The 797-nt window shown below is 54.6% G+C and carries 1 pseudogene; it reads left to right on the top strand.

The features are described 5' to 3' along the window. Positions 1 to 85 precede the first annotated feature (85 nt). A pseudogene (gene cysC / locus OS035_RS33490) lies at positions 86 to 712 on the top strand (adenylyl-sulfate kinase); the annotation flags it as partial. Positions 713 to 797: the final 85 nt, after the last annotated feature.

Genomic DNA, 797 nt, shown 5'->3' with positions numbered 1-797 from the left:
CATCGCCGAAATCTACGCCCAACCCGTCAGGCAGGCAACCGCAGCCCAGTTAACGTGACAATACCTTGTTTTTTGATAAAATCTGTCAGCAGTTATGGGGATCATGCTCATGGAATATCCCGTGCGTCGCTCGGACAGCACGTCCTGGCAGCAGCACATCCAGGATCGCGAAACGCGCGCAGCGCTCAAGTCGCAGCATCCCCGGATCCTGTGGTTTACAGGATTGTCCGGTGCAGGAAAAACAACGATTGCGAGTCATGTCGATATGTTGCTGCACGTGTCAGGCAAACACACCTTCATCCTTGATGGCGACAATCTCCGGCACGGACTGAATCAGGATCTGGGCTTCTCTGTCGCGGATCGCGTAGAGAACATCAGGCGTACGGCACATGTTGCCAAACTCATGTCCGATGCGGGACTGATCGTTCTTGTGTGTTTGATTTCCCCCTATCGCTTGGATCGTCGCATGGCGCGGGATCTGATGGAACCCGGGGAGTTCATAGAGATCTTCGTCGATACTCCCCTCGATATCTGCGCCAAACGTGACCCGAAGGGCTTGTATAAGAAAGCCTATGCCGGAGAGATCAGCAACTTCACAGGCGTGGGTGACACCTACGAACCCCCGGTCTCACCGGAACTTCATCTGAATACGGTCGGAACAACCCCGATCGATCTGGCGGAGCAAATCGTTGCGCATCTGGAGTTGACGTGACCCGGTCAATAAGTTGCAAAGGTATTGTCACGTTAACTGGGCTGCGGTTGCCTGCCTGACGGGTTGGGCGTAGATTTCGGCGATG

It is taken from the genome of Rhizobium sp. 268 (genome assembly GCF_036571585.1).
Lineage (GTDB): Bacteria > Pseudomonadota > Alphaproteobacteria > Rhizobiales > Rhizobiaceae > Rhizobium > Rhizobium redzepovicii.
Note: the sequence above shows the minus strand (reverse complement) of the source record. Positions and strands in the feature narration are given on the sequence as shown.